Below are 24914 nucleotides of genomic sequence, written 5' to 3'. Positions count from 1 at the left end.
AGCTTAAAGGAAGAATGAGCGGAGAATGGTCGCCGCTACGATTAGGAAGATACAAGCCCCAAACCACGACGCCGCAGTCTTGCTTGTATCGGGGTCTCCGCTACTAAATTTGTTGTACACCTTTACGCCACCGATTAGCCCGACCACCGCCCCAATCGCATAGATTAATTGGGTCGCAGGGTCGAAATAGGATGTCACCATCTGCGTGGCTTCGGTGATACCTGCCGAGCCGTTGCCCTGTGCGAACACGCCGAATGCGGACAGGAGCGCAACGCCTGTCAGCAACACTTTTTTGCTTTGTTTTACCATGATTAAACTGAATTAAATTGTTATTACTTTCCCACCTCGTGCGGGCTTTCGCAACAAAAGTCTTATGGAAATCGAAGCGTTATGGGAAACTGGAAATCAGTGGAATTAATTGGCAGTGAGTGGCTCTAAGTATATTATTTTATATCTTAGAGGAGTATATAAACCTTATCAAATATTATCAGTGTATTTATCAAATATTAAGTTGTGGAATTTTAGAAAATTTGGTTCGGACAGCGAAATTGAACTTGACAAACCAAATTTGGATTTGAACCTAACCAAAGGTTTAAATGTGATTATTGGTGAAAACGATTCAGGCAAAACTGCAATCATCGATGCGATAAAACTAGTGCTGAAAACACATAGCTACGATTACATAAGAGTTGATGACAAAGATTTTTTCAAAGAAGCTTCTCGTTTTCGAATTGAATTAACATTTGAAGATTTAATACCCGAGGAGGCTAAAAATTTCACGGAATGGTTAAGCTGGAATGGCACAGGAGAAAATGTGAAACCATTTTTAAAGCTCAATTATGATGTAAAACGTCAAGCAAAAAAGATATTCCCAACTGATGTAAAAGCAGGTGTTGATGACGATGGCTATTTACTTACGGCAGAAGCAAAGGAATATCTGAAAGCGACCTATTTAAAACCATTACGTGATGCTGAAAACGAACTGATAGCCAAACGTAACTCACGTTTATCGCAAATTCTTTTAGGTGATGAAGCATTTAAAGGAAAAGAACAAGACAATGAATTATTGCAAATCTTTTCTGGTCTGAAAGACGAATTAGAAAAGTATTTTAATGATGTAGATATTGCAGGTCAGCCCAAAGCAGGTAAACAGATAAAAGACAAGATTGACGGGTATATCCAAAGTTTTTACGGCAATGATTACGAAACGGAATTTGGAGCAACTTCCAATGACATTAAAAGCATACTTGAAAAATTAGCATTGTCATTGAAAGGCGAGACAAATCCTGGTTTAGGAACATTGAATCGCTTATTTATGGCAACCGAATTACTTCATTTAAATAAATTAAACTGGAGTGGTTTACGTTTGGGATTGGTAGAAGAATTGGAAGCACATTTGCATCCTCAAGCACAAATGCAGGTAATTGAAGCATTACAAAAACAAGAAACCATTCAATTAATTCTTACAACACATAGTCCCAATTTAGCTTCGAAACTCAAACTTGAAAATTTGATTATTTGCAATAATGTAAACGCTTTTCCAATGGGAGAAGCATACACTAAATTAGGGTCGGATAGCTATAAGTTTTTAGAAAAGTTTTTGGACACCACAAAAGCGAATTTGTTTTTTGCCAAAGGTGTGATATTAGTAGAAGGATGGGCAGAAGAAATTCTAATTCCAAGCATAGCTAAATCAATAGGGATTAATCTTACTGAAAAGGGTATTTCTATCGTAAATATCGGACATACAGGCTTTGACCACTACGCAAAAATCTACTTGCGAACAAAGGAACCCGATATGGAGATTCCTGTTGCTGTAATCACAGACTGTGATATTAGGGAATACAAAAAGGATCTGAAAGTTGATGATGATGGAAAGCCGATAAAAAATGATAAAGGGAAGAACCAATACGATTATATTAAAATAGATGTTGATAAAGGAACAGAGGAAGCAATTACTGATATAACCTCAAAGTCTGAAAAAAATATCAAGTATTTCTCTGCACCAAAATGGACTTTGGAATATTCATTATTCAAATCAGTAAGTTTAACGTCACTATTCCAAAAAGTGGTAAAAGATAGTGTTCATAAAGGAACAGATTGGGAGACAGATTTTGAAAAAGCCCTCGCCGAGAAATTAATCAATAAAGGTTTAGATAAAACAAAAATTGCTTATGAAATGGCAAACGCTGTAGATGAAGATTTAAAAAAGTTTGAAAATGGGGAAATTGATGCAAAATCAATCATAATTTCAGAAAAAGATGAGGACACAATTAATTACCTTGTAAAAGCGATTAAGTATGCCACAGGTAATTAACATAACCGATGAAGAAATTCAATATGCTGAACAATTGCTTTTGCCTACAGGTAAAACTTTTGATGATGAAAGAAAGGCATTTATACGAAATTTCAACACAATTGATTTACAAGCAGTACCTGGGAGTGGAAAAACAACCGCTTTGCTTGCAAAATTGCTTGTTTTGGAACGTAAGCTTCCTTTTGCAGACGGTTCGGGAATTTTGGTTTTATCACATACCAACACCGCCATTGACGAGATAAAAGAAAAAATACAAAAGCATTGCCCTCGACTTTTTTCTTATCCAAATTTCATTGGAACAATACAAAGTTTCGTTGACACATTTCTGGCTATCCCAATTTACAACCTAGTTTTTAAAAGAAAATTAAATTGGATTGATAAAGACAGATATGAAGAAGAATTGGTAAAGCTGTTCAATATAATTGCGTGGCAAAAAGATTATGATGAGCCAACAAAATTATTTTACCAAAGGCATATTAAAAGAGCTGAAAAGGAAGCCGACGGCGATAAAAAAATAACAAGAAAAATTGTTGCTAAACATATTGAAAATGAAATTCGTGGCTTGTATTACGACTTTATCACTGATGAAATAAAAAATCGAGACAATGACGTTTTATTGAAAACCCAAACGAACAAAAGATACATCGGACTTAAAGAAATAATTTTCGAAGTCTTAAAGAAAGGAATCGTATCATACGACTACGCATATCATCTTGGTGAATACTATCTTCATGAAATTCCTTTAATAAAAGAGCTTTTACAGAAGCGTTTTTCATTTGTTTTCGTTGACGAGATGCAAGATATGGACACTCACCAATACAATTTGTTAGAAAAGCTTTTTTACGATGACGGAAATTGCATTTCAACATTTCAAAGAATTGGTGATAAAAACCAAGCAATTTACTATTCAGTAAAAGCAGATAATATTTGGAATGACAGAGCAGATGTTTTGAGATTAAATGGTAGTCAGCGTTTGAGCAAACCTATTGCAAATGTTGTTAAGAAATTTGCTTTACACAACGATGCAAATTTTGATATTATCGGAAAAAACGAATGTGAAATAAAACCACATATTTTGGTTTTTGAAGATGCTACAATCGGAAATATCATTCCTTGTTTTGCCCAAATGGTAAAAGAATACCATGAAATGGGCATTTTAAAATCTAAGAAAGATATTAAAGTTGTTTGTTGGAATACCGACTGGAAAGAAAATGATGAAAGCAGAATCGATATAGCAAAACTTCGCTTAGAAGACTATCACAAAGGCTTCAAAAAAGAAAAACACAAACCTAAAGAAGATTACGACAACTTAAAAAGTTATTTGATGTACTATGCCCAAAAGAAGACATTAGAACCGTTGCGTAAAAATATTTTGAATGCTTTCCTTAAGATTTTACGTTTCGAAAACATCGATACTGTAGACGGCCGACCTTATACAAAGAAAAAACTAATTGACTTTATCCAGGAAAAAGATATTCAACAATATGACCAATTAAATTTGCACCTCTACAATTGGTCAATTGCAATAGTCCAAGAAAGAACTAATGAAGTATGGAATTGCATAAAAGAATACATTCCTACTTTGCTTGCCCTTTTTGACAAAACTATTTCCGCAAGTCTGAATTTTATCAATAATGACAATGTTGAAATTCCGGTGGAAAATGCTCTGATTTTTTCACCAACAAATTATTACAAGACAGACGGGCTTGAAATTGAGATTACAAGCGTACATGCAGTAAAAGGGCAAACACATTGCGCAACTTTGTATTTAGAATCTTGTTATTACAGCAATTACGAGTCGGAAAGATTATCCCATCAATTTTTGGGAAATAGTTTCAAAGAGAAAAAAATCCATCATAAAAGTTCTATAAAAATGGCTTATGTAGGCTTCTCTCGTCCAACAGACTTGCTTTGTGTCGCAATACACAAAAGCAGATTTGACGCTCAACTAAATGGGATTGACACCAACGTCTGGGAAGTCAAAACAGTTTAAAAAACGGGGTCTGTAAAATGAACTGTGTCAAGATTCCGTTTCCTTAGTGTAGAATTTTTCGATAATCTTCACTTCATTTTTAAACCCCCGTTCGGTTAAGAGTTTTATTAGTGATTGTCTTTCATATCCTGCTTCTAGTTGTAAAGGCTTAAGCTTACTTTTGTTTATGGTGGTTATAAAATCGTGACCGTCGGGGTAGAAATTTGCTGATGTGATATACACGCCTTTACCAACTTTACCCTCTTTAATATATCTATCATATTGTTTAATACCAAATGGAAGAGTGCGCCGAAAAAACCATTTCAAAGATGATTTCGTGTTTCGGTCTCCTAGCGGGATAGTTGCACCAGAATTATATCCTTTTAATTCGATAAAAATAAGTTCCGGAGGATTATTATTTACTACGATATAATCATATTCATACTTCTCAATAGTTGTCTCTCCGGTTTTTTCAACTGTTTCAGAAGATAATATTTTTCCACGTTCTATATGGGTTTGGGGATATAAATTTACTATTAATGGATACATTAAAAATTCAAACAACGTACCTTTTAAATCCCTTAATGCATCTTCTTGTCCGGCGTTCGATATGGTTTTTAATATACCGGAAATCTCTTTTTCGATATCCTCAGGATCGTTTATTAATTGAACTAAGTTTTGTGTTTTAAGTAAGATGTCAATAATCTTAGTACCGAAGATAGAGTTTATGTCGAAAGCGATAATACCTAGCTTACCAAGTGTATTAATAACAAGTTGTGACGCAGATTTATAGACGACGATAGGGAGAACTTTTCTGCTGTCTCCTTTTGTAGAATGTCTATTGTGTTGAATTCTTTCAAAAAAAGCATCCAAATGAAGCTTAGTATAATCAGAACTTAGAACAACATCGAGAACCACGAGTGTTTGTTTTTCTATATCATCACTTTGAACGCCTAGACTAGGATTTATGCCTGTCGCTTTAGTATAGCCGTAAGCATCCCAAACCAAGTTGTTTTGAACAGCACCTCTACTAGGCGTTTTCTTATTTCTATATATCGGTTGAGAATTACCGATAATATTCGAGTTGACAAGCCAACGTAACACATCTGGTATTAAGGTACAGTCAGTAACCATCTTGTTATAATGGTCTGACATCTTTTGCTTTTCTACTGGAGAACTTAATTTTTGATTCTGTTCGTAAAGAATAAGATACTCTACACTATTTTCATCCTTTTTTCTATAAATAATAGAAAGTGCTGTGAGCATATGTTCGATGTCCGACAATAAGGAAATCTTAGCCGAATTTTTCTTGATTGGAGTTGATGTGATTTTTAATGCCTCATAAATAGATATAATTCCGCCATTCATTTGCATTAACTCTAGTAATCTGTAAATGGGAGGACGGTATTTTTTACAAATCTTTAATACGTTTGATAAGTTTAAATTTTCCTTACTTAAAAAATACACGTACTGACCAGTACCGAACATATGGGGAGCAGATGATTTTATTCTGTCTTTCTCAACACTTCTTTTAAGAATTTGTCTTGCATACTGGGGAGTTACACCGAACTCACTTACCAAAGCTTCGTTCAATTCAATGCCTGACTTACAAAAGCTTTTCTTTAAAAGCGAAATAAGAAAAGCATTAAATTGTTCTTGATTAGTATTGGTTTTGTTTACCATTGTCACACTGCCCTTATAAATTATATATTATTTCTTTTTATCCTCGCCGAAAAAAATTAAAACCCTTTAAAGTTTAATAAAATAAATCACTAAAAATCAACAAGTTGAAAAATAAAATGTTATATTCTTGATATATAAAAAATCGTAGTTAACGCCTTTAGTTGTCACAAGATAGTTCTTTTTACGATTAATACACTTATTTTATCTTGAAAATATTATAACATAAACCTAAATAAAAAAGGAGTTTGCTCACACAAACTCCCCAATGTCGAAATCTTCAAAATCACTTTTCCGCAAATCGGAAGAACTGAAATCCGTTCCGGCGGAGAGGCTCTTGTCCAACAACTCTGCAATCTTCCGTGAAGCCCCGTCCATTGAGTTTTCGAGCAGACTTAACAATTCCGTTCCCTGTAATCGCTGAACTATATCCACCGCTTTCTGTTGCTGGGCAGGTTCAAGTGTATCTTGCTCCAACCATGCCCCCACGGTTGTCAGTTCATCAAAGGTAACCCCTGTGGCAAACTCATTGTCGCTGTCCCCAAACCCGTATTCATCCCATTCGTCTTCCTCATTTTCAAAATCGGACATACTCCCGAAAACTTCATCCGGCTCTCTCTCAATCTGCGGATTTTCCAATCCAAAACCTATCCCGTAGGTTTCTGTTCCAAAATTATCAGCTATCCCGTCACGTTCGCCCGATTGTCTCTTTGTGGCATTCAGTGGCAAGGTGTGGCGTTCCACAGGCTTGGAAAGCCCCATAATATCCGGCAGGTCGGGGCTTTTCTTTTCCGGCTTTATTTCCCTGCGGACGTTCTTATGGATGACCACCTTATCTTTTAGCAAAAGGATAATGACGAAGATAAGGCATATTACAATCAATGTTTCCATAGCTATAAGATTGGCTTTTGGTTTCGGGCATGGATTGTATTTATTTCCTCGCCGAAATCCTCAAAGTGGTGTTTCAATACACTGTGCAGGTAATCGGTAAGCGTAATTTCTCCCTCGCCGAGAATACAGACGATACGGGATAATTTCTTGTGGAAGTCGGGGCAGATATACACCGATTTTCCGCACCGTGCGACAACTCCGGTCGGACTTAAAAAAGCCGACTTATATCGGGTTATGCGCAGTATCTTTTTCTGTTGGTTTTGCTGTTGCTTTTTCATAATCGAATGCTTTAAAAAATGGGTTTAAACTTATTGTTGAAATCATCGGTGATGGCTTTCTCGAACTGTTCAAAATGATGTTCGAGAATATTGTCCAAATAGGCGTACAGGGGTATTTTATCCTCGCCGATAACCTGTACAATACGCGAAAGCCGTTCGTGGTATTCCTGCCGGATATAGATGCTCTTATCGCCACGGCGTGTCATGGTGTGGCTATTGAGAAAACGCTCGCCATAGCCCGTATCGGAAGCCCTCTCTTGTCGGGTACGTTCTTTGGCTATGTGCTTTTCCGTTGGCGTTTCCTTTGTCGGCTCTGCGCTCGGCTCTGCGCTCGGCTCTTGCGGTGCTACCGCATGTTGGGGCTTCTTTGTTTCGCCTGCCATGATGGACATGAGATACGCCTCGTCAATCGGAGCATTCGGCTTTTTCTTGTTTTCATTCTCCATAGCGGTTACAGTTTGACGGTTCTTAAAAATTCACTGATGAACAAGTTCAAGCCGGAGGCTTTCATCAATCTTTTGTCGGGGGGCAATAGCGTGGAGCGGAAGACGGTCTTTGCCGTTGCCTCGCTCTCCTTGCGGAAGCGTTTGCTATCGGCAATGCGTGTTTCCATTGCCTGCAGTCCGACCTCGTGAATGACGTTGCCGTAGATTTCGTACAGTTGCGATTTTTCCCTGCCATCGACCATGTTCCAAAACAGCCGTATGGTTTCGATGGAAGTCTGACCTTGTTTCATAAGGACATTGGTCAGCACATCGGTAAAGCTCAATGTGCTTTCCATGACCACACGGTCTGCCGTGATGGGCGAAAAGATATGGTGCATTCCTGCCAGTGTGTTCAGCAAACCCGAAGTGTTCACCGTTCCGGTCAAATCAAAGAAAACCACATCCACGGGAACGGTCGAGGACTGTACAAATGCTTCCGCATCCGTTAGGGCATTGTCAGCCTTGCTTTGCAGTACCGGATAGGCTTTCTTGTTGATGGTGGAAAATTGGCGGTGTGCCAGTTTTTTCAGCACCTCGTTCTGCATGACCGCTTTCAAATCCCGTTCCCTCATTTGGCAGATACTGTGCTGTGGATAATCGCAGTCAAAGACGGCTACATTATAACCCATTTGGTAATGGAGTGTGCTTGCCATAACTGTTGTAAACGTGCTTTTTCCAACGCCCCCTTTTTGGCTTGAAAAAGCAATAAATTTTGTCCTGTTTGTTGCTTCCATTTCTATTCTATTTTTAAGTTTCTATTTCCGAGTGGACTGCCTGCCATCCGGCGTGAAACAGGGCTGTCATCCCTGCACACCGTCCGGCAGTCTTGATACAATCCCGTCTGTCGGGCTCGCCGTCATTCGTTCAGTCAGCCGTGCGGTCATTCCGGCTCTCGCACAGGCAAGACCGATGGCTTGCCTGTCGTCCTGCCTGTTGGAATGGCTACCTGATAGTTTTCATGCCGTCCGGTATTCCTGCGCTCCGGCTTTCCTAACTGCCATCGGGAGCAGATGCCTGCAAACAGGCTTGCGTGACTGATAGCGCAAAGAAGCAGGTTATTCCGATGCACTCTTTTAATGCGGTAGTTTGGGGCATTTTTTGGAAATGTTTGGTCGTGGCTGTTAGGTCAATGCTTTGAAAAAGCTACCCTTACTTTGTAAGGGCTTAAATGCAAAGGGTGAATGGAAAAATCATTGGCGTATGGAAGTTGTGGGCGGAACGGCGAAAAGCCGTTTTTTTCCGCTTTACCCAAGCCGACCCGTAGGGCGGATTTTCTGTTCACCCGAACAGAGCAAGTTATGTTTTGAGATGCTCGAAATAAATTCCGCACCTCAAAACCACTTGCCCTTGCAGGGGGTTGAAAACCGCTCCGAAGTCGCAGTTTATAGTAATTAACTAAAGTTGAGCTCGCTGAAGCTCGGTTATTAATGGATTTAGATATGGAAGAAAACAGAAGAAACCGAACAAACAAAGTTGGTCGCAAGCCTAAGAAAGACCCTGCCATCCACCGTTATTCGATTAGTCTCAACGACATGGAAAACGCACAGTTCCTTACATTGTTCGAGCAATCGGGAATGAAAGTAATGGCACATTTTATTACTGCCTGCATCTTTCAGAAGCCAGTCAAGACCGTAAAGATTGATATGGATGCAGTCGATTTTCATACGAGGCTGACCAATTTTTACAGCCAGTTCAGAGCGGTTGGCGTAAATTACAACCAAATCGTGAAGATACTTTACCGCAATTTCTCGGAGAAAAAGGCATCGGCTTACCTCTTTAAACTGGAAAAGCAGACGGCAGAAATGGCTGACTTGTGCCGGAAAGTGATTGAGCTAACACAGGAATTTGAAAAAGAACACCTGCAAAAACACAGATAAGATGATAGCAAAGATTGGCAAGGGTGAGAATTTGTACGGTGCTATTTCCTATAATCAAAAGAAGATTGATAGTGAAAACGGGCAGGTTTTGTTATTGAACAGAATACCCGAAACGTTGGATAATACCTATTCGACAAGCTACATGCACCAGTGTTTTGAGCCATATCTGTCCGCAAATATCAAAACAGAAAAGCCAGTGCGCCACATATCGCTGAACCCTGATCCTGCGGATAGGGTCAGCGATGGGCAGTTCTTAAAAATGGCGCAGGAGTATATGGAGCGCATGGGGTATGGCAACCAACCTTATATCGTTTTTAAGCATACCGATATTGAACGCACCCATATTCACATCGTAACGGTCTGTGTGGGTTTGGACGGCAAGAAGCTACCGGACAATTACGACCATCCACGTTCGATGGCTATCTGTCGGGATTTGGAAAAAACGTACAATCTTATACCTGCAACGGAAAAACAGCGCACCGGAAACGAGCAGGTATTCCGTCCGGTGGATTACAAAACCAGAGACATTAAGAGCCAAATCGCATCGGTGGTGCGACACCTGCCGAAGTATTACGGGTACGCAAGCCTCGGCGCATACAACGCCTTACTTTCACTTTTCAATATTACGGCAGAGGAAGTCAAAGGAGAATTACACGGACAGCCTAAAAACGGTCTTGTCTATTTTGTGCTGAACGAACAGGGAGAAAAAGCAAGCAATCCCTTTAAGGCATCTCTTTTCGGCAAACAGGCAGGATTGGACGAACTGCAAAACCAATTTGCACAGGCTAAGGAGAAAATGAAAGCCGACCCCACAAGAGCCGTACTGAAAAGCACCATTGAAGTAGCGATGCACACCGCCACTAACGAAGCCGATTTTAAAAAGCAACTGTTGGAGCAGGGCATCAATACCGTGGTACGGCGCAACGATGAGGGGCGTATATATGGTATGACCTTTATCGACCACGAAAGCCGTACCGTTTGGAACGGTTCAGCTTTGGGCAAAAACCTATCGGCTAATGTCTTTAATGATTGGTGGAAGGAGCAGGCGGTCGGGCAACGCCAAGAAGCTGAAAAAGCAACCGCACAAAATCAGTCATCGACCACAGGCAACACCGTAGAGAAAGAGGAAGCCCATGCACTTTTTAACTTCCTAAATGAAGAACAGCAGACCGATGATTTGTTGATAGATGGATTGGGTGGGCTATTGCCGGAGGCACAGGGCGAAGACTATGAGGAACAGGAATTTGCCAACCGTATGAAGAAAAAGAAGAAACGCAACCGTCGCCAGTTCAGAGCAAACTGACAGCTTCTAACTATTAAATGGTTGACTATATTATTTTTACTAAACTAATTTTTAATTCGTTAAATTCGTACCTATAAAAAACACAACTCTTTGCTGACAAAAAAAATGAGTTCATTTATTTGAAAGTGAGTTGGTATTCATTCCAAAAAAACATGGCAGATTTAAAACTTCAAGAGAAAAATAAAATTGAAAAATTTCTGGATATGAGCTCAGGTTATGTTTCAAATTTTAGTGACAGAACGTTTAGAGAATTCATATCAGATGCTGTTGATTTAGATATTGATGATGAAAAGTATCACTACGCCTCCAACTCTAAAGCAAATCGACTAAGACAATTTATTAAAGTCGAAGAAGATTATACTGTGGGGAAACTGTTATGCGAACTTCTAAGCCATCATTTAGAGCATTTAAAAGAAAGAAAAACAGGCTCTTGGTTTAATATTGAGAATGATGAATTTGACCTGAAAGAAGAACTTTATAAGGAATGTCAAAAAACAGCAGAGCGATTAAAAGGCAATATTGTAAATGATATTAATGCTATCAAACCAAACGTTGAAGATTTAGATTTCAAAAAACTATCAGAGTCTATAAAAGATAGTATTGATAAAAATTTGCCGGAAATTGCACTTGATAGATTACATACTTTCGTAATGAAATATATTAGAGAGCTATGTAAAAAACACAACATTTCATATCTACAAGATGAAGCATTACATAGCTTATTTGGTAAATATGTGAAATTTTTGATTACCAATAATCATATTGAATCTGAAATGTCCCAAAGAATATTGAGAACGTCCATTAGTAATCTTGATTCATTCAACGATATTAGGAACAACAGAAGTTTTGCCCACGACAACCCTATATTGAACTACGAGGAGAGTGTATTGATATTCAATAACATTTCAAGTACAATTAAGTTTATTGAGGCTATTGAAAATCGAGTTGACAATAATAAAGAAGTTCATAATACTGATTGGAAAGACTTAGAGTTTTAAAAAACAGCTAAAACCTCGACTTTCTCTATTTTAGTGATTAAAGCATGTCAAACTAAGCCACCAAATGCCATCCGACACCCTTTTGTATAAGTGCTTTTAAATAGCCTCTAAATTCCCCGCATCACTAATTTTTTTGTTATGCAGGGAGAAGACGATTTGAGAGGATTAGCCAAAATCATGGCTTTTATGCGTGCCGTAAGTATCCTTTTGGTACTGATGCACTTTTATTGGTTCTGTTACGGGTTCTTTGCCGAACGTGGGTGGACACTGGAAATTATCGGCAAGATACTGACCAATTTCAACCGTACCGCAGGGCTGTTTGCCCACACCCTTTATACCAAGATTTTTGCATTACTGTTGTTGGCGTTAAGCTGTCTCGGTACTAAGGGCGTAAAGAATGAAAAGATAACATGGGCTAAGATTTACACCGCCTTAGTTATAGGTTTTGTACTGTTCTTTCTGAACACGCCATTATTAAGGCTGTCGGCAGGTGTTGCCACATCGCTTTACATCCTTACAACGAGTTTGGGATATATAGCCGTGCTCATGGCAGGGGTATGGATGAGCCGACTACTCCGTAACAATCTGATGGACGATGTTTTCAATAATGAAAACGAGAGTTTCCAACAGGAAACCCGTTTGATAGAAAATGAATACTCGGTCAATCTTCCTACGAAGTTTTTTTACAAAGGCAAATGGAACAATGGATGGATTAATATCGTCAATCCTTTTCGGGCTTCGATTGTACTTGGTACTCCCGGCTCGGGAAAATCCTACGCCATCGTAAACAACTACATCAAGCAACATATCGAAAAGGGGTTTGCGATGTATATCTACGATTTCAAGTTTGACGACCTGTCCACCATTGCCTACAACCATCTGCTGAAACATTCCGATAAGTATAAGGTAAAGCCGAAATTTTATGTTATCAATTTTGACGACCCACGCCGAAGCCACCGATGCAATCCGCTAAGTCCTGCCTTTATGACGGATATATCCGATGCTTACGAAGCCTCATATACCATCATGCTGAACCTCAACAGGTCGTGGATTTTGAAGCAAGGGGATTTTTTCGTGGAAAGCCCAATTATATTGCTTGCTTCAATCATTTGGTTTCTGAAAATCTATGAAGACGGAAAATACTGCACGTTTCCCCATGCTATTGAATTGCTGAATAAAAAATATGCAGATGTTTTTACGATACTTACCTCATATCCCGAACTCGAAAACTATCTTTCAGCTTTCATGGATGCGTGGCAGGGCGGAGCGCAAGACCAGTTGCAGGGGCAGATAGCATCGGCAAAAATTCCCTTGTCACGGATGATTTCGCCACAGCTTTATTGGGTGATGACGGGGGATGATTTTTCACTGGACATCAACAACCCACAAGAGCCGAAAATCCTGTGCGTGGGCAATAATCCCGACCGCCAAAATATCTATTCGTCCGCTTTGGGATTGTACAATTCGAGGATTGTAAAACTCATCAATAAGAAAGGACAGCTTCAAAGTTCCATTATCATAGATGAGTTGCCCACCATTTATTTTAGGGGTTTGAATTTTATCAGTACGGCACGTTCAAATCGAATTTCGTCACTTTTTGGCATCCAAGACTATTCGCAGTTAACGAGGGATTACGGCGACAAAGAAAGTAAAGTCATACAAAATCTGGTCGGTAATATCTTTAGTGGGCAGGTCGTTGGAGAGACAGCAAAAACACTTTCTGAACGCTTTGGAAAGGTCTTGCAGAAACGGCAGAGCATCACCATTAACCGCAATGATAAATCCACTTCCATATCCACCCAATTGGACACCCTTATACCTGCATCCAAAATATCTACCTTGACACAGGGAATGTTTGTGGGGTCTGTTTCTGACAACTTCGATGAGCGTATCGAGCAAAAAATCTTTCATGCTGAAATTGTCGTGAATAACGAAAAGGTTTCTGCCGAAACCAAAGCCTATAAGAAGATACCGCAGATATTATCCTTTACTGATGAACAGGGCAAGGACAATATGAAACAGGTCATTGAAGCCAATTACAGGCAGGTCAAAGCGGACGTTGTGCATATTGTCGAAAGTGAAATAGAGCGGATTAAGAACGACCCCGATTTACGATATTTGACTCAATAAGAATAAAAGTAGATAAGATAAGATAGCACCTGTTTTTTTAAATTACTGTTTTCGAAAGGTGAAATTCCCAATAAAATTTCAAAAGATCATTTGATATGTTTTTGCTAAAAATTATATTTTATAAAAAAGGAGTTTTTAACATATGTTAAATAAACTGTATTGAATTTGAAGTAATTTAGTTAATCTAATTTTTATTCGTTATTATTCTTATCCTAACGTAATTTCATATTGAATTAGAATGAATTAAAACTATTATAAAATGGAAATTGATTTTATTCTTGATCAGTTTTATAAACTACCTGCACCATCAGCAACTAAATTGAAAAATTATGTTTCGGTATTGAATTGTCCAAAAGGTCATATACTTATAAAATCTGGTTGCATTGAAAGAAAACTCTATTTTATAAAAAAGGGAATCGTTAGAGCTTTTTCAGATTCTGAAAAAGGTGAAATTACCTTTTGGTTCGGAGAAGAAGGTGAAACAGCCATATCAATGAATGGGTATGTTCAGAATGAAAAAGGATATGAAAACATCGAACTTTTGGAAGACTGCGAATTATATGAACTCAATATCAAAGATCTGAATTACTTATACCAAAATGACATACATATTGCTAACTGGGGAAGAAAGTTCGCTGAAAATGAAATCCTTAAAATGGAAGATAGGATAATATCAAGACAATTATTGGAGGCAAGTGAAAGATATAAACTTCTTTTAGTAAATTCACCAAACCTTTTTCGTAGAGTCCCTTTAAAGCATATTGCTTCGTATCTCGGGATCACCCAAGTCAGTCTGAGCCGTATTCGCAAGAATAAGTTTAAGTAAAAGTTTGTACAAGCTATGCGAATCCTTAAAATAGAAATTGGAACTATGCGCACAATCCAACATGGCTATTAGTGAAACAGATTTTCGAAAATCTGTGAACGTTAGTCTAATAGCAAAAATAAACGGCTGACTCACAAAAAACTACATACTCCATACAACACATTATTTCCTTTGATCCATCTTTTTTAGGGTTCAATATTGTGGATTTCATCATTAATTGGGATTTAAATCATTATTTATCATAGGATAAATTTATTGCTAGATGTTCTCTATAGCTTTGAATCGGTTTTTAAAGAAGAAGATATGTCGAATAAATCTCAAAGTATCCGTTACACATTAGGTCAGGTTTTAACAACAAAAACAGTGGTAAGGCTGATCGTTGTTTGGTTGATGGTGATTGCATTTATGGTTTTCGGAAGTACATTTTTAGACGATAAAATGTCCCCAGCAACAGCCGTTATAAGTTTTGTCATTTTACTTGCAACCATAATAACTGCCTGTTTTGGAGTTCTGAAGGAAGCTGACCAACTGGCGGATAAATTAGGAGAGCCATATGGTACATTAATTCTTACTTTATCTGTTCTTTTTATTGAAGTCGTTCTGATTGCAGCTGTCATGCTAGGTCCTGGAGAGAATCCAACAATTGGGAAGGATTCTATATTCTCTGTTATGATGATTATTATGAATTTGGTCATCGGTCTATCCATATTATTAGGTGGACTTACCTATGGTGAACAGGAATATAATAGTCAAGGGACGATGTCTTATTTAGCAATGATTATAGTACTTGGCGGAATAGGACTTATGCTACCAAACTTCATTCAAAGTGCGGGAGGAGGTAAATTTAGTGATACTCAAGCCATAGTTCTCTCAGTAATTATCTTTACACTGTATGGATTGTTCCTGTCATTACAACTGAAAAGATACAGACATTTATATGTACAACCTAAAACTGGCTCGATGGATATTCCTTTTAAAGAGAGATTTTCGATGATTATTCCAGTCAGTAAAAATAATAGAGATAAAAGTAACAACAAAAAAGAATTGTGGATTCGTTCTGCTCTTTTAGTATTAACACTTTTGCCTATTATATTGCTTGCTCAGAATATGGCGGTGGTCATTGACTATGGTATTAAAGCGGCCAGTCTGCCGCCAGCACTGACTGGCGTACTGATCGCTATAATTGTATTTACACCTGAATCGATGACGGCTATAAATGCAGCGCTGAATAATGAGTTTCAACGAACAGTAAATCTATGCCAAGGCGCCTTCATGTCCACAGTTGGCCTGACAGTTCCCATTATTTTGATCATCGGATTAATTACGGGAAAAACCATTTTGTTTGGGTTAACGACCACAGAAACATTATTATTTGTAATCACTTTAGTTCTCAGTATCATAACTTTTTCAGGAAAGCGTACAACACCGACGATTGGTATAATGCACTTAGCGGTCTTCGCTGTATTTATTATGTTAATTTTTAATCCTTAAATATTTAAAAAATGAAAAATAAGAAAGGGGCTGTCTCGCAGTTTTTAGAGCACAATTTTTTACATTTTAATGCTGCAACTGTAGTAGATGCTGCAAAAGGTTACGAAGCACATTTAACTTCGGGAGGTAAAATGCTTATTTCGCTTGCTGGGGCTATGAGTACGGCTGAATTGGGTATTTCATTAGCTGAAATGATCCGGCAGGGCAAAGTCGACATAATCAGCTGCACTGGAGCTAATCTGGAGGAAGATATTATGAATTTGGTAGCTCATTCACATTACAAAAGAATACCGAATTATAGAGACTTGACGCCAAAGGACGATCTTGAGCTATTAAATAATAAACTAAACCGTGTAACAGATACTTGTATTCCAGAAGAAGAAGCTTTCAGAAAAATACAGCACCATATAGAAAAAATATGGAAGGATGCAGAAATCAACAATGAACGCTGTTTTCCACACGAGTTTATGTACAGATTGTTATTAAGCGGTGTATTGGAAGGTGATTATGAAATAGATCCAAAAAACTCATGGATGTTAGCAGCTGCTGAACGAAATTTGCCAATCGTCGTTCCGGGATGGGAAGATTCTACGATGGGAAATATCTTTGCATCCTATGTAATCAAAGGGCAACTAAAAGTGAACACGGTGAAAAGTGGCATGGAATATATGATATGGCTGGCTGATTTCTATGAGAAAAATGCAATAGGACAAGGAATAGGATTTTTTCAGATTGGTGGCGGTATAGCTGGAGACTTTTCGATGTGTGTAGCCCCGATGCTGGAACAGGATTTGGAAAAGAAGGATATTCTGAAATGGCGTTATTATTGCCAAATTACGGACTCGACTACATCCTATGGGTCTTATTCTGGATGCATGCCCCACGAGAAAATAACTTGGGGGAAATTAGATATTGATACCCCTAGCTATTTTATTGAATCAGATGCTACTATAGTAGCTCCATTGATATTTGCATGGGTTCTAAACATGTAGAATATCGAATCACGTAAAATAATATAAAAAGAAGGCTGATCCGTTACTCTTAACCAGCCTTCTTCTTAAACATTTTAAATAAAAAATCCTTTTAATGCGATATTTCCAATTTTTAACCGTTGCTTTATTTGTGCTATTTACATCAAAAGTTTTTGCAGCTAATGATAGTTTACAAGATCAAAGCTTGAAAATAAAGAAAACAATAGAACATCATCTTTTAGACGATCATTACTTTACACTATTTGAAGACGAAGAGAAATCGAGAATTTATGGTTTTCCCTTACCCGTCATTTTAATTGATGGAGAATTAAAAATTTTCTCCTCATCAGAGTTTTTTGTCGGTAACAGAGTGGCTGAACAGGGAAGTGATTTCTATGTCTTGGATCATAATAAAATATATAAATCAAATAAGGACGGAAAGAAATTACTTATAAAAAACAAATACGTTAAACCGTTAGATTTTTCTATAACAAAAAACGTTGTCGGTTTATTACTTACTGCTATACTAATGTTTTACATATTTATAAGAATGGCTAAAAGCTATAAGAGTGACTACAACAAAGTTCCTCGTGGTCTAGGTCGCCTTTTAGAGCCTTTAATTTTGTTTGTTAGAGATGAAATAGCTATGCCCAATATTGGTAGAGAATATAAAAGATTTATGCCTTTTTTACTATCTGTATTTTTTTTGATCTGGACACTTAACATTCTCGGGTTGACACCGTTTGGTTTCAATGTAACTGGTAGCATTAGTGTCACTTTTTGTTTATCAATTTTCACTTTACTACTGGTTAACCTAAATGGAAATAAAAATTATTGGAAACATATATTATGGATGCCAGGAGTTCCTTATCCAGTACGATTTATACTATTACCTATTGAGGTATTAGGGATTTTCAGTAAAGGTGTTTCTTTGATGATTAGATTATATGCAAATAACGTTGCTGGTCACACCGTGATTATGGGATTTATAGCCATAATCTATCTGTTAAATGAAAAACTGACAATTGGAGGTAGTATCGGTATATCTATGTTTCTAACTATATTCATTTATTTCATAAAAATTTTAGCTGCTTTCTTGCAAGCGTACATTTTCACAATATTATCATCACTGTTTATAGGTCAAGCTGTTCAAACGGAAAGTGAACACTAAAAATTACTTTACTTTGGTAATCATTCGAGTTTTCGAATTTCAATCGATTATAAAATAGAATATCTATTTATTCTAAAAACAGATTTAATTGTATTACCTGAAATTCAATGTTCTAAAGACGAGAAACCTCCAAAGCGATCCAAACTGACCAACTATAATGATGACATATATACGACTGAGAAGAGAGATTCATAAATCCAAACGCAATAAAAAAAAACTAAAAAAATTAAAGTTTTTTTTTGACAACAATATTAATTTCTATACATCCTGTATAAGAAAGAACGTTCTTGTAGATAAATATTTCGTTCGTGGAAAACATGATATAAAGCTGTGGTTGGATGCTTATTATTTCCAGTCCTACTATTCCTTTTCCACCTTTCACGATTACAATGTCGCCAAGTTAATAGCCAACGATTTGATACAGGTCTATATCGAAGACCAGTTGTATCATAAATTCCAAAAAGATAAATCGAAAGCCCCGAAAAAGCTGAAATGGACAGGTAGCAAAGTAGCCTTGATAGAACTGGTTTATGCACTGCATTATCAAGGCGTGTTCGATAATGGGAACAACGATATAAGAGTGGTCGCTCAATATTTTGAAAGTACCTTTGATATTGATTTGGGGAATTTCTATCAGACTTATTTGGAGTTGCGAAACCGTAAGATGAACCGTACAAAATTCCTTGATGGGCTTCAGGAAACTCTTATCAAGAAAATGGACGAAATGGACGAAAGACAATCGTTTTAAATATCAATATTTTTCAATATTTTAGTTGAGAATAAAAACGTTAACATTATAAAATCTACGTCATAACAATTTAGCTTTAAACTAATAAAATAATGGAATTCTCATACGCACGAGGAAAAATTGGAGTAGCTGTCGAAGACCTTGCTACAGGAACAGGAAATATTAAAGAAAGAATACTGGACGCTTATGTTGGAGGATTTCATACACTTGGACGGGATGACTTTCCCGAAGAACTTAAAGAGTATTGGGATAAGATTTATGAAGTACTGACCAAAGAAGAACCTACGTACAACGAAAAGGGAGAAGCTGTAAAAGGAAGTGCAGAGAATAGTTTATCAAAAATTTCAAATGACGATGCAGTAGAGCTTGCGAGGTCAATCTGTTATTTGGATGCAAAATTACAAGATGGTGATTTGAGTATTTAATTTTATTTGGGCGTGCCTCCGTCTGCATTTTATACCCTTGCCCAGGCTAACGAAAAAATGCAGACGGGTCGGGCTATCCGCTCTATCTTTTGCGGATCTGCGAGGATCGCAAAAGGATGTCGCTTCTATCCCTCACGCTGTATGCCGTCCAAAAACATTGACTTTTATTTCCTTTTTGGTTTCCTGTTTTCAAACTCAAAGGAGGTTTCGGCTTTATCGTTCATGACAATGTAGGCATTGAATTTATTGCCCGAATTGCTTTTCATGCCTTTGATAAGGCTGGTCTTTCCATTGGTCACGAGGCTTTCTATATCGGCAAGGCTCAACGGCACTCCGCACACGGTACGGAACTGAAGCCAACCACAAGCCTCTTCGGGGCATTTTACAACCTTGTGCCAAACCAATAGCTGACGGCTCTTGCATTTGGGGCAGGTCAGTTCCGGTTGTTTTTCATGGGCAATGCCCGTGTCCAAAAGTTCCCGTGTAATGGAAGTGGCATAGGCTTCCATTTCACGGTGAAAAGCACCTGCATCCGCCTGGTTGTTTTCAATTTTCTGCAATGCCATTTCCCATTCGGCGGTCATGGCTACATCGGCAATCTTTTTGTCCTTTACTGCCCCGTAAACCTGCAGTCCCTTATGGGTAGGGATTAGGGATTTCTTTTCACGTCTAATGTAATCCCTTTTAAATAGCGTTTCTATAATGGAGGCTCTTGTGGCAGGTGTGCCGATACCGATGTCTTTTAGGGCTTTCCGTTCGTCCTCTTTATCAATCTCTTTTCCGCCATTTTCCATTGCGGACAACAGACCTGCCTCGTTGTAAAGCACGGGCGGTTTGGTTTTCTTTTCCAGTACGGATGCCTCTTTGATTTTCAATTCATCGCCGACCTTTAATTCCGGCAGTTCCTGTACAGGCTCGCTGTCCTCATCTGTAAATTTTTCCTTGATGCCACGCCAGCCGGCTTCGAGGATTTTACATCCTTTCAGTGTGAAGTCATAGTGAAAAGCCTGCAATCCGATGTCGGTTATTTCTTTGGTACAGGCAGGCGAAAGGGCTTCCAGTAGGCGGTGCGCAATCATATCATAGATAGCATTTTCGTGTGCTGACAGTTCGGACGGGATTTTTTCGGTAATCAGCAGACCGTGGTGGTCTGTGACCTTTACGTCATTCACGATGCGTTTGTTGAAACGCCCCCATTTCACTTTTCCGACCGCTTTTTTGCAGGAAGCCCGTGCTTCCAAATTCCTTAACAGTGCAGGGATTTCTGACCATATATCTTCGGGGATGTATTTGCTCCCTGTACGGGGGTAGGTGATAAACTTCTTTTCATACAGGCTTTGGGCAATGTTCAATGTTTCCTCAGCAGTATAGGATACTCTTTTATTGGCTTCTTTCTGCAATCCCGTAAGGTCGAACAGCAAAGGCGGTTGCTCCGAAACCGTTTTGGTTTCCACCGCCGTAACGGTCGCTGTTCCGTTACGCTGAATGGATTTCAGCGTATCTTCAGCAAGTTTCCTGTCATCCCATTTGGTCTTTGACAGGCTCTTAAAGTCTGTAAATTCCTTGCGGTGTTCCAACTGGATTTGGAAGTATTTCTTGACGGCAAAGTCTTTGTTTTCCAAATGCCGCTTGCAGATAAGGGCAAGCGTAGGCGTTTGTACCCTGCCAAGCGAGTAAACGCCATGCCCTGCTGAAATACTCAACGCCTGCGAGGCATTGATGCCCACAAGCCAATCGGCTTTGCTCCGCCCTTGTCCGGCACGGTACAGTCCGTCAAAATCGCTTCCGGCTTTTAGGCTGTCAAAACCCTGTTTAATCGCCTTTTCCGTAAGTGAGCTTATCCATAGACGTTCAAAGGGCTTCCGGCACTTTACGTATTCATAGATGTACCTAAAGATGAGTTCACCCTCACGTCCGGCATCGGTGGCAACGATGATACTATCGCATCTACCGATGACCTGTTCGATAATCTTCAACTGTTTTAACGCTTCGCTATCAGGAACATAACTTTTGCCTTTTTTTACCTTGCGCACCGTAAGTATAAAAGGGTCGGGCAATATAGGCAGGGCTTCCCTTTGGAAGCCCGATAACCCGTAATCTTCGGGCATCGCCAGTCCGACCAAATGCCCCAATGCCCACGTAACTTCATAGCCGTTCCCTGTGAGGTAGCCATCCCGTTTTTCGGTCGCTCCCAATAGGGAGGCTATTTCCCTCGCCACACTTGGCTTTTCTGCAATGACTGCTTTCATGATACTATCTCTTTTAATGGATTATATGATGGACATTTCTCTTTGAGAAACCCCTTCGTATTCTGTGAAAGGGGATTTCCAAAGAAAAATGTTTTTTGATGGTATTATCTTCTTACCCCTCTGGATTTAGCCGGACGGTTGGGTTCATTCTGCCGTTGCTGTTGCGTTTTGTTTTTCGGCGTTTGTTGCTCCGGTTTCAACGGTTCGTTGACGTGTTTGGTTGCTTCGTTGGTTTTCCCGTTGGAGTTTACGGCAACCTGTGTTTTGTGCGCTTCGGCAGGCTGTGCCTTATTTTTCAGCGCATTGGGGTTCTTAAAGTCGAAATTATAACCCCCTGTTTCTTTGTTCAGCGTAACGTAGCCTTTATAGGGGTTTCCCTGCCCATCTTTGAAATCCGAAACGTAAAGTGTTTTGCCTTCGGTTAGTTGCTTGTATTGTTCATCGGAGAACGTTTTGCCACGGTAGTATTTCGGGTCGTTTTCCTGTGCTTGTTTGGGAGCTTTATCTCCAAAAAGAAACTCCGTATATTTTTTGTCGGCGTTGAACTGCACATGGGCATTTTTGTTCATGCTGTTCTTAAAATCCAATCCCTCTAAATAAATGGCTTTCCCATCTTTCAAATCCCGTTTTTGGTCTTCGGTCAACTTTATGCCCTTAATCTCATCGGGTACTTTTATCCTGTCCTGTCGGAATGCGATAACCTCGTTTGTTAGGTGGTCAATACTGATAACGGACGGTATCTTTTCGCCTGTTTTGCGGTTGGTCAGTTCCACGACATGCCCCATGTTTCCCGTTTTGAGCAGGTTTTCCCTATCTTCTTTGGTAAATTCGTGACCAAAGAAAGGGATTTTGAGGTTAGGTTCATGGCGTACACCATACATCATAAGTACAGGTTTTCCGTCTTCACCGTCTTGGAAACCGAGCCTTGCATCCGAGCGCATGATAACCTCACCGAAATTGACACTTGTGGGATATACCTTATTGGTCTTATAGCCCTTTAACAGCAAATCCAATTGCCCGTCTTTTTCAAGCCTCTCTTTGTTTATCCCAAATTGCGCTAAATAATTCCAGTCCATATCTTCCGCCTTATAGCGGTATTCGTTTTTCTCTTGTGCTTGCGGTGTTTCCGGTGTCGCCTGTGGTGCTTCCACATCCTTTTTGGTTTCCTGTTGTTGCTCCTTTGGCTCTTTGACCTCATGCTTTGCCATGACAGCCTCACCCTCTTTGGTGGGGGTATCGACCTGTTTCTGCATTTCTTTGGCGGTTTCGACCGCTTCCTTTGCAGGTACTTTGAAGAATGAAAAATGGGTCGGGTCTTTAAGCTGTCGCCAAAAGTTGGAGAAGAAATTTGTAAACAAATCTCCGGCTCTGTCCACTCGCATAAATTGGCTTTGGTTTTTCTTGGTGGCATCAACGGTTTTCAGATTGCCGTTTTCGTCAACACCCGTAACGGCTTGGATTTTCTTTTTTTCCTTGTCCATCACCAACAGCACATCCCAAAGCTGTTCGGGATATTGCTGTGGATTTTCATTTGTCTGTTCGCTCATGATATTGATTATTTAAAGATTATATTGTCCGAAAGTAGGTTAAGCAGATACGGCTATGCCGTACCCGTCTTTTGGTGGTAGGGTTTGTCATCGGTTTTCTTTTGTACGCCGTATGGGGGCTTTGAAACTTTCCCTAATGAACTGGTGTACATCCGATAGTTTGTAGTACAGCTTTCCGCTGATGGTGTAATATGGTAACTTGCCCGTGGAGCGGTATCGTTGTAAAGAGCGATGGCTGATTTTCAGCATGAGAAGCAGGTCTTGGTTGTCCAGTAATTCCTCGCCGTCTATGCTGTGCCGTTCTTTCTTGATGTTTAGGACGTACTCTTTCAAAATATCGAAACGCTCCATTATACGTTCCATCCATGCGATAAATTCCATTCTGTCGATGTTCATAACAAATACTTTTAATGATTTCTAACACCACAAAATTGGAGCGATTGGCGCAGGCTGTCTTCCGATACGTGTCTATCAAAAAGGCACTTTTTTCATTTTTTTACAATTCGTGTAAAGTGCTGTTTTTAGGGGATTTCCGCATTTTTTGTCAATCTGTCGGCATCCGGTTCAATGGATTTGCCGATAGACACATATAGGCAAACGGGCAAAAAAAAAGACAGCACCGTTTGATGCTGTCCTTTTTGATGGAAAGAGAAGACAAAAATTATGGGTTGTCTTCCCTGTCCATATATTCCTCCAAACTGTATTTGAGTTGGTCTAAAAACAATGTCCGTGAGCCTGCACGGGTCTTCATTCGGTGGAAGCTGTTATGGATGTCGTTCAGCGATATACGGAACAGGATTTGGAATACCATGCTGATTTTGCGGATGCCTATTTTCCCGTGCGAAATGGCATCGCAGGCGTATAGTGCATAAATCAATTCGATAAGGGCATTTTTTGATTGTGTCCAGAAAATATCTTTGGTTTCCTCATTCTGTAGCAGTACATAGGGATTTTGTTCGGGGCTTAGCTTTGTTATCAGATAGTTGTAAACTAATTCATTGGCTATGATTTTCGCCACCTTGTAATCAAAGTAAGTGGAGAATTTGGTGTCGATTTCAAACACAAAACTGTTCAGTCCATCGTAGCAGTTGATTTTACCAAGTGTGAAGTATTGTTCATCCCTATCGGTTCTACTGGAACGGTAATAGCGGTAAAAATCGGAATTGCAGACATGTTCCGTATATTCCTCTTTTAATTCTCGCAGGTGCATGGCAAAATAGCTTTCATAGATATTTCCATTGCTTGCAGGACAGGCAGTTTCAATTCTAAACACTTTGTTGTAATAAATGAGTTTACCAAGAACGATAGGCTTTATCTCCTTGAAGAAAAGTATTTCGTCCTCTAAAGTTGCGAAGCCCTCGTTTAAAATATCTTCTTTGATGTCTCCGAGAAGCTCTTTCAGATAGATTGTCATCCCGTAAGCTTCGTCCATAAAACTCGATGCCTCAGCCGACAATTTCTGCTCCTGTTTTTGTATGTCGGAGACTATTTTGTGTAATAGGTGTCTCATAATACTAAAGGTTTATTAAATGAATCCACTACTCCTGCACAAATT

General features: G+C 39.0%; 28 protein-coding genes and 1 pseudogene. 16 read left to right on the top strand and 13 right to left on the bottom strand.

All coding sequences use genetic code 11. The features are described from left to right. Window positions 1-3: 3 nt before the first annotated feature. Window positions 4-309: a DUF4134 domain-containing protein gene (locus tag QW060_RS08390; protein WP_290363183.1), complete on the bottom strand. Its 306-nt coding sequence runs from the start codon at window positions 307-309 to the stop codon at window positions 4-6. Window positions 310-424: 115 nt separating this feature from the next. On the opposite strand from QW060_RS08390, the gene QW060_RS08385 reads away from it, so the two are divergent. Next, window positions 425-2317: an ATP-dependent nuclease gene (locus QW060_RS08385; protein ID WP_290364729.1), complete on the top strand. Its 1893-nt coding sequence runs from the start codon at window positions 425-427 to the stop codon at window positions 2315-2317. Continuing rightward, on the top strand, window positions 2301-4310 hold the full coding sequence (locus QW060_RS08380; protein WP_290363182.1) for a UvrD-helicase domain-containing protein: 2010 nt from the start codon (window positions 2301-2303) through the stop codon (window positions 4308-4310). The genes QW060_RS08385 and QW060_RS08380 overlap by 17 nt, the downstream gene beginning before the upstream one ends. Before the next feature lie 27 nt (window positions 4311-4337). Here the strand turns inward: QW060_RS08380 and QW060_RS08375 are convergent, their stop codons facing one another. Then, the gene (locus tag QW060_RS08375) at window positions 4338-5978 is read right to left on the bottom strand and encodes a hypothetical protein (protein ID WP_290363181.1); all 1641 of its coding nucleotides are present in this window, start codon (window positions 5976-5978) and stop codon (window positions 4338-4340) included. 243 nt (window positions 5979-6221) lie between these two features. Beyond that, on the bottom strand, window positions 6222-6713 hold the full coding sequence (locus QW060_RS08370; RefSeq protein ID WP_317623171.1) for a conjugal transfer protein TraD: 492 nt from the start codon (window positions 6711-6713) through the stop codon (window positions 6222-6224). Here QW060_RS08370 and QW060_RS08365 point away from each other — a divergent pair. Further along, window positions 6682-6960 (top strand): hypothetical protein, encoded by a 279-nt coding sequence (locus tag QW060_RS08365; RefSeq protein ID WP_290364796.1) that lies wholly within the window; start codon window positions 6682-6684, stop codon window positions 6958-6960. The genes QW060_RS08370 and QW060_RS08365 overlap by 32 nt on opposite strands. On the opposite strand, the gene QW060_RS08360 is transcribed toward QW060_RS08365, so the two are convergent. The 4 genes and pseudogenes from QW060_RS08360 to QW060_RS08350 all read right to left on the bottom strand — a co-directional run bounded on the left by QW060_RS08360 (window position 6863) and on the right by QW060_RS08350 (window position 8357). Further along, window positions 6863-7138, bottom strand: coding sequence for a DUF3408 domain-containing protein (locus QW060_RS08360; protein ID WP_290363180.1), 276 nt, complete (start codon window positions 7136-7138; stop codon window positions 6863-6865). The genes QW060_RS08365 and QW060_RS08360 overlap by 98 nt on opposite strands. 11 nt (window positions 7139-7149) lie before the next feature. Beyond that, on the bottom strand, window positions 7150-7344 hold the full coding sequence (locus QW060_RS28465; RefSeq protein ID WP_397386098.1) for a DUF3408 domain-containing protein: 195 nt from the start codon (window positions 7342-7344) through the stop codon (window positions 7150-7152). Between the two features lie 87 nt (window positions 7345-7431). After that, window positions 7432-7584, bottom strand: a pseudogene (locus QW060_RS28460) (hypothetical protein); the annotation flags it as partial. A 5-nt stretch (window positions 7585-7589) separates the two neighbouring features. Next, window positions 7590-8357, bottom strand: coding sequence for a ParA family protein (locus QW060_RS08350; RefSeq protein ID WP_290363178.1), 768 nt, complete (start codon window positions 8355-8357; stop codon window positions 7590-7592). Between the two features lie 705 nt (window positions 8358-9062). Between QW060_RS08350 and mobA the strand changes: the two genes are divergently transcribed. The 5 genes from mobA (at window position 9063) to QW060_RS08325 (ending at window position 14757) form a co-directional block, all read left to right on the top strand. After that, window positions 9063-9500: a conjugal transfer protein MobA gene (gene mobA / locus QW060_RS08345; protein WP_290364727.1), complete on the top strand. Its 438-nt coding sequence runs from the start codon at window positions 9063-9065 to the stop codon at window positions 9498-9500. Between the two features lies 1 nt (window position 9501). Continuing rightward, on the top strand, window positions 9502-10803 hold the full coding sequence (gene mobB, locus QW060_RS08340; protein ID WP_290363177.1) for a conjugal transfer protein MobB: 1302 nt from the start codon (window positions 9502-9504) through the stop codon (window positions 10801-10803). A 152-nt stretch (window positions 10804-10955) separates the two neighbouring features. Beyond that, the gene (locus QW060_RS08335; RefSeq protein ID WP_290363176.1) at window positions 10956-11801 is read left to right on the top strand and encodes an abortive infection family protein; all 846 of its coding nucleotides are present in this window, start codon (window positions 10956-10958) and stop codon (window positions 11799-11801) included. A 138-nt stretch (window positions 11802-11939) separates the two neighbouring features. Beyond that, window positions 11940-13931, top strand: coding sequence for a conjugal transfer protein MobC (gene mobC / locus QW060_RS08330; RefSeq protein ID WP_290363175.1), 1992 nt, complete (start codon window positions 11940-11942; stop codon window positions 13929-13931). A 259-nt stretch (window positions 13932-14190) separates the two neighbouring features. Further along, complete coding sequence (locus QW060_RS08325; protein ID WP_290363174.1) at window positions 14191-14757, top strand: Crp/Fnr family transcriptional regulator; 567 nt, start codon at window positions 14191-14193, stop codon at window positions 14755-14757. Window positions 14758-15098: 341 nt separating this feature from the next. Here QW060_RS08325 and QW060_RS08320 read toward each other — a convergent pair whose 3' ends face one another. Continuing rightward, window positions 15099-15374, bottom strand: coding sequence for a hypothetical protein (locus QW060_RS08320; RefSeq protein WP_290364795.1), 276 nt, complete (start codon window positions 15372-15374; stop codon window positions 15099-15101). Between QW060_RS08320 and QW060_RS08315 the strand changes: the two genes are divergently transcribed. From QW060_RS08315 to QW060_RS08290, 6 genes are all read left to right on the top strand, one after another. Then, entirely contained in the window at window positions 15268-16248 is a 981-nt protein-coding gene (locus QW060_RS08315; protein WP_290364726.1) for a calcium:proton antiporter, read from the top strand. The two genes, QW060_RS08320 and QW060_RS08315, sit on opposite strands and share 107 nt — an antisense overlap. 11 nt (window positions 16249-16259) lie before the next feature. Continuing rightward, window positions 16260-17240, top strand: a complete 981-nt coding sequence (locus QW060_RS08310) for a deoxyhypusine synthase family protein (RefSeq protein ID WP_290363173.1) — start codon at window positions 16260-16262, stop codon at window positions 17238-17240. A gap of 94 nt (window positions 17241-17334) precedes the next feature. Beyond that, window positions 17335-18390, top strand: coding sequence for a F0F1 ATP synthase subunit A (atpB, locus tag QW060_RS08305; protein WP_290363172.1), 1056 nt, complete (start codon window positions 17335-17337; stop codon window positions 18388-18390). A gap of 157 nt (window positions 18391-18547) precedes the next feature. Continuing rightward, on the top strand, window positions 18548-19138 hold the full coding sequence (locus QW060_RS08300; protein WP_290363171.1) for an RteC domain-containing protein: 591 nt from the start codon (window positions 18548-18550) through the stop codon (window positions 19136-19138). Between the two features lie 92 nt (window positions 19139-19230). After that, a complete protein-coding gene (locus tag QW060_RS08295) occupies window positions 19231-19563 on the top strand; it encodes a hypothetical protein (protein WP_290363170.1) in 333 nt (110 codons plus the stop codon). Between the two features lie 12 nt (window positions 19564-19575). After that, window positions 19576-19797 carry a hypothetical protein gene (locus tag QW060_RS08290; protein ID WP_290363169.1) on the top strand — a complete coding sequence of 74 codons (222 nt, stop codon included), beginning with the start codon at window positions 19576-19578 and terminating at the stop codon, window positions 19795-19797. Here QW060_RS08290 and QW060_RS08285 read toward each other — a convergent pair. The 3 genes from QW060_RS08285 to QW060_RS28030 all read right to left on the bottom strand — a co-directional run bounded on the left by QW060_RS08285 (window position 19728) and on the right by QW060_RS28030 (window position 23010). Beyond that, a complete protein-coding gene (locus QW060_RS08285) occupies window positions 19728-21812 on the bottom strand; it encodes a type IA DNA topoisomerase (RefSeq protein ID WP_290363168.1) in 2085 nt (694 codons plus the stop codon). The two genes, QW060_RS08290 and QW060_RS08285, sit on opposite strands and share 70 nt — an antisense overlap. A 104-nt stretch (window positions 21813-21916) precedes the next feature. After that, window positions 21917-22888, bottom strand: coding sequence for a DUF3945 domain-containing protein (locus tag QW060_RS08280; protein WP_317623184.1), 972 nt, complete (start codon window positions 22886-22888; stop codon window positions 21917-21919). Beyond that, window positions 22870-23010: a hypothetical protein gene (locus QW060_RS28030; RefSeq protein WP_317623190.1), complete on the bottom strand. Its 141-nt coding sequence runs from the start codon at window positions 23008-23010 to the stop codon at window positions 22870-22872. Before QW060_RS28030 ends, QW060_RS08280 begins: the two co-directional genes overlap by 19 nt. A gap of 8 nt (window positions 23011-23018) precedes the next feature. Between QW060_RS28030 and QW060_RS28025 the strand changes: the two genes are divergently transcribed. Then, window positions 23019-23375 (top strand): hypothetical protein, encoded by a 357-nt coding sequence (locus QW060_RS28025; RefSeq protein ID WP_317623189.1) that lies wholly within the window; start codon window positions 23019-23021, stop codon window positions 23373-23375. 71 nt (window positions 23376-23446) lie between these two features. Here QW060_RS28025 and QW060_RS08275 read toward each other — a convergent pair whose 3' ends face one another. Next, entirely contained in the window at window positions 23447-23755 is a 309-nt protein-coding gene (locus tag QW060_RS08275) for a helix-turn-helix domain-containing protein (RefSeq protein WP_013632691.1), read from the bottom strand. 14 nt (window positions 23756-23769) lie between these two features. Between QW060_RS08275 and QW060_RS08270 the strand changes: the two genes are divergently transcribed. After that, window positions 23770-23952: a hypothetical protein gene (locus tag QW060_RS08270; protein ID WP_290363166.1), complete on the top strand. Its 183-nt coding sequence runs from the start codon at window positions 23770-23772 to the stop codon at window positions 23950-23952. A gap of 68 nt (window positions 23953-24020) precedes the next feature. Here the strand turns inward: QW060_RS08270 and QW060_RS08265 are convergent, their stop codons facing one another. Beyond that, window positions 24021-24869: an RteC domain-containing protein gene (locus QW060_RS08265; protein WP_290363165.1), complete on the bottom strand. Its 849-nt coding sequence runs from the start codon at window positions 24867-24869 to the stop codon at window positions 24021-24023. Between the last annotated feature and the right edge of the window lie 45 nt (window positions 24870-24914).

It is taken from the genome of Paenimyroides ceti, assembly GCF_030409925.1.
This window is presented reverse-complemented; position numbering and strand designations above follow the sequence as displayed.